Source organism: Lysinibacillus sp. fls2-241-R2A-57, assembly GCF_030209535.1.
GTDB lineage: Bacteria > Bacillota > Bacilli > Bacillales_A > Planococcaceae > Lysinibacillus.
In genome coordinates, this window is record NZ_JARVRU010000154.1 from 1 (window position 1) to 3,782 (window position 3,782).

Here is a 3,782-nt window from a genome sequence, read left to right on the forward strand (position 1 = left end):
CGACGGATAGAAAACAGAGTGACGGATAGAACAGTCAAAGTGACGGATAGAATCGCCAAAGTGATGGATAGAACCTCCAAAATCGTGGATAGGGCCTTCAAAATCGTGGATAGAACCTCCAAAATCGTGGATAGAACCTCCGAAATCGTGGATAGAAACGTCAAAATCGTGGATAGGACCTTCGATATGACGAATAGAAGTTTCAAGATGAATGATAGAGTCTTCAAGTTGCAATTCTAACCATCGAAGCGACAAATAAAATCATCGAATCAACAGTTAGAGCCGCAATTGTTAAATAAATTTAATCGCTAAATTTTTTCTTCATGCTATAAAACTGTAAACAAATTGCAAATGACATAGAAATTACTGCAAAATAAATCAACTTAATTGATCCAATTTGTAAGGACAATACAATCCCGCCTAAGCTTGCGCCTATTGCACTGCCTAAATAATTTACAGAGCTGTTTAATGCCACTGCTGAGCTTCCGTTATTTGGCTGATATGATAGTAAAATATGTTGTTGAGGCGCTTGACATGCCCATCCCATTGCTCCCCAGACAAAGAACGGTAAGTATTTTATTATAGGTAAGTTAATCATTAATGGTATACAAATAATGGATAAAGTTAAAGTGAATAATATGATTGTAACAAAAGTTTTTGGTTTTCCGAAATAGTCGATTAAGTAACCAATTATTATACTTCCAAATAAGCCACCGAATCCCCATGCCCAAAGATATATCGTTAAGTTACTGGAGCCTGCCATTTCCTCTAATAGGGGAGATAGATATGTGTATAAGCCAAGGCTGGCAACACTGCCGAAAAATGTTATACATACAGTTATAGTTACTCTTTTATCTAGGAACATTTTTAGTCGTTCGTTAAGGGCAGGGGGAGGTGTTGTTGGGAAATCGGGTAGGAAAATATACATACATAAAATAGAAATTACACCGATCATCACTAATAGCCAAAGTGTTACTTTCCAATCAAATAAGTTTGATATATAGATGCCTAAAGGAACGCCAAGCACTGTTCCCATACTCATTCCTCCGATAGTCAACCCTAGAGCTCTCCCTTTTTTTTCACTAGAAACGAATTTTGTAGAAGCTGCTACAGCTAAAGGTGAAAATAATCCAGCCCCTGTCCCCGCAATTGCTCTTGATAGAAGAAGAATAGAAAAAGTCGGCGCTAAAGCTGTAATACTATTTGCTATAGTGAAAATAAGCATTGACCATATTAAGATTTTTTTAATTGGTTTTCCTGCAAGTAAAGAAGAGAATAATGGCGCTGAAATTGCGTAAAATAAAGTAAAAACGCTCACAGCTTGGCCGACTTGTGACGTGCTTTTTTGATACGTATCGCTAATTCCTGGAAGAAGCCCTGCGATCACATAGGCATCAAAGCCCAAGGCAAACATGCCAAAGGATAATAATAAAACATTTTTCATCTATTGAACCTCCATATATTAAAGATGCTAAGCATTTTTTCGATTAGTTAACTTATAACAATATGTTATAATCGAAGCACCTTCTATATTTAATAGATTACTAGAAAACGTTGAATATGGAACAATCACTATTTTATAAGGGTATAACAAAACGTTATAGGCTATGGAGTGAATATAATGAATGTAGAATGGATACACAGTTTTATTGCCGCTGCCAATCAAAAAAGTTTTTCTAAAGCTGCACAAATCACTAATCTTTCCCAACCTGCACTAAGTAAACATATACGAAACTTAGAGAATAATCTTGGTATCGAGCTATTTCATAGGACATCTATTGGTATCGAATTAACAGAAGCTGGCGAACGTTTTTACACTAGAATTACACCAGTTTTGACTGAATTAACATCTATTCGTGAAGAATTACAGCAATTTAGTCAGAGTAACCCTATTGCAATCGGTGGTCTGCCTAGCTTAGCCACTTACTATTTGCCAAACAAAATGAATGAACTTAAGCAACTAGATCGACCTATAACATTAATGATTCAAAATACTTCAAATGAACTGTTACAATCTTTAGAAAAAGGTAGACTTGATGCAGTATTTGTGGATGCTAAATATACGGGAGAATCTTTGTGGAGTTGGGAATTGTTTACGGAACCTTACTATGCTGTGTTTCCTTTGAATCATCGTTTTAATTCAAGAGCAACAGTTGAGCTTGCTGAATTGTGTGAGGAGCCGCTTATTGTTCATGAAGCTCCTTGTGATTCAAGGAAGGAGATAGTAGAACAAATACAATCTCTTGGCTACACACCAAATATCATAACTGAGGTAAACTTTGGGGATTTTATTTTTGGAGCAGTAAGTACTGGAATGGGAATTACGATTGTTCCAGAGCTTATGGCTAAAAATATCGGTCATCTTCAGCTTTTTGCCTTACCAATTAATAATTTTGGAAGAACAAGAACAATTTCATTGGTTACAAAAAATAAAGAATTTGGATCGAAATTATATCAATTAATATCAAATTAAATGGAATGAAGCTGTCTCCAAGCGTTTAGTGGAGACAGCTTCATTTAATTATTTAAACCCCATTAAATCCTTTACTTTTTTTGTATTTTCCACAGATGTCAGCTTTTCTAGTAAACAAAATGCAACATCAAATGCAGTACCTGGATTTGAGGAAGTAATAATATGTTCAGTTTGAACAACCCGTTCGTTGACGATATCTGCACCATAGGATTGTAGCTGTGCTAATCGTTTACTAGTTGGATGATTATAAGTAGTAGCTTTTCGATTATGTAGTACTCCGCTATGACCTAGAATAAGGGAAGCTACACAAACCGTAGCAATCGGTTTTTTGTGCTCATCGAAATGACGAACAACTGCCTGGAACTCCTCGCTAAAAGCATCTTCATAAAATCCAGCCTCTTCAAAGCCTCCAGGAATCGCAAGTGCATCAAAATCCTCTAATGAAATTTCATGAAGCAACTTTTCAGGAGCTACGTTAAAATTCCATGTACATTGCAATTGTTGATGCAATCCTACGGTCAGGACCTCTGTTGTGCCATCACCCTCCCATTTATTCCAGCCAAGTACATCTGTAAAAACACTCGCCTCAACTGCCTCAAATCCATTTGCTAATAGTAATAATATTTTTTTCATGTTATTAATGCCTCCTTTATACGTCTAATTGTAGAGAATAATGCTATTCAATGACAGAATCTGTATAATGTAATTTAGATAATTTGCTTTATAATAAAAGGAATTTTATTAAATCTAGTTTATAAAAAAAGGTGGATACTTATGGATCAAATAGATCGTGAAATTTTACAGCAATTACAACAAAATGCAAAAGTATCGATGAAGGAATTAGCGGCTATGGTTCATTTATCGTCTCCAGCTGTTATTGAACGTGTAAGAAAACTGGAAGAGCAGGGGATTATTGAAGGTTACGGTGCTAGGGTTAATTTAAAAAAGATCAATCGCGACATTCAAGCCATTATTTTATTTAAATCAATTGATTGTAAAAGTCTTTCGGATTTTTGTAACGCACATCCCGATGTCCTTGAATGCTATCGTGTAGCGGGTGAAATCAGTTATATTGTAAAAATTGCAACTAACTCAGTGGAAACATTAGAGCAGTTTATTGATGATGCGATGCCTTATGGAACACCTTCAACGAATATTGTGCTGTCTTCATCGGAAAAAACGGTCATCACTCCTTTTTCTGATAAAAATTTAGAATAATGAATTCAGAACCACTCGGGTAGCCGAAGAAAGTGCTCGGGTAAAGCCCCAAACCGCTCAGGTAGCCGAAGAATGTGATCGGGTAAAGCCC

Annotated in this window: 5 protein-coding genes; 2 read left to right on the forward strand and 3 right to left on the reverse strand. The window is 36.0% G+C overall.

What is annotated here, in order from left to right; translation table 11 throughout:
* Together QRN68_RS21150 and QRN68_RS21155 are read right to left on the reverse strand one after the other, a co-directional pair.
* Positions 1 to 234 (reverse strand): hypothetical protein (locus QRN68_RS21150; protein WP_285398994.1); only part of this gene is annotated, 234 nt, incomplete at its 3' end.
* A gap of 67 nt (positions 235 to 301) precedes the next feature.
* Positions 302 to 1,444 carry an MFS transporter gene (locus QRN68_RS21155; RefSeq protein WP_285398996.1) on the reverse strand — a complete coding sequence of 381 codons (1,143 nt, stop codon included), beginning with the start codon at positions 1,442 to 1,444 and terminating at the stop codon, positions 302 to 304.
* Positions 1,445 to 1,621: 177 nt separating this feature from the next.
* Here QRN68_RS21155 and QRN68_RS21160 point away from each other — a divergent pair, with 177 nt between their 5' ends.
* Positions 1,622 to 2,473, forward strand: a complete 852-nt coding sequence (locus tag QRN68_RS21160; protein ID WP_285398997.1) for a LysR family transcriptional regulator — start codon at positions 1,622 to 1,624, stop codon at positions 2,471 to 2,473.
* A 48-nt stretch (positions 2,474 to 2,521) separates the two neighbouring features.
* Here the strand turns inward: QRN68_RS21160 and QRN68_RS21165 are convergent, their stop codons facing one another.
* Complete coding sequence (locus tag QRN68_RS21165) at positions 2,522 to 3,106, reverse strand: DJ-1/PfpI family protein (protein WP_285398998.1); 585 nt, start codon at positions 3,104 to 3,106, stop codon at positions 2,522 to 2,524.
* 141 nt (positions 3,107 to 3,247) lie between these two features.
* Here QRN68_RS21165 and QRN68_RS21170 point away from each other — a divergent pair, with 141 nt between their 5' ends.
* Positions 3,248 to 3,691: an Lrp/AsnC family transcriptional regulator gene (locus tag QRN68_RS21170; RefSeq protein WP_285398999.1), complete on the forward strand. Its 444-nt coding sequence runs from the start codon at positions 3,248 to 3,250 to the stop codon at positions 3,689 to 3,691.
* Positions 3,692 to 3,782 lie beyond the last annotated feature (91 nt).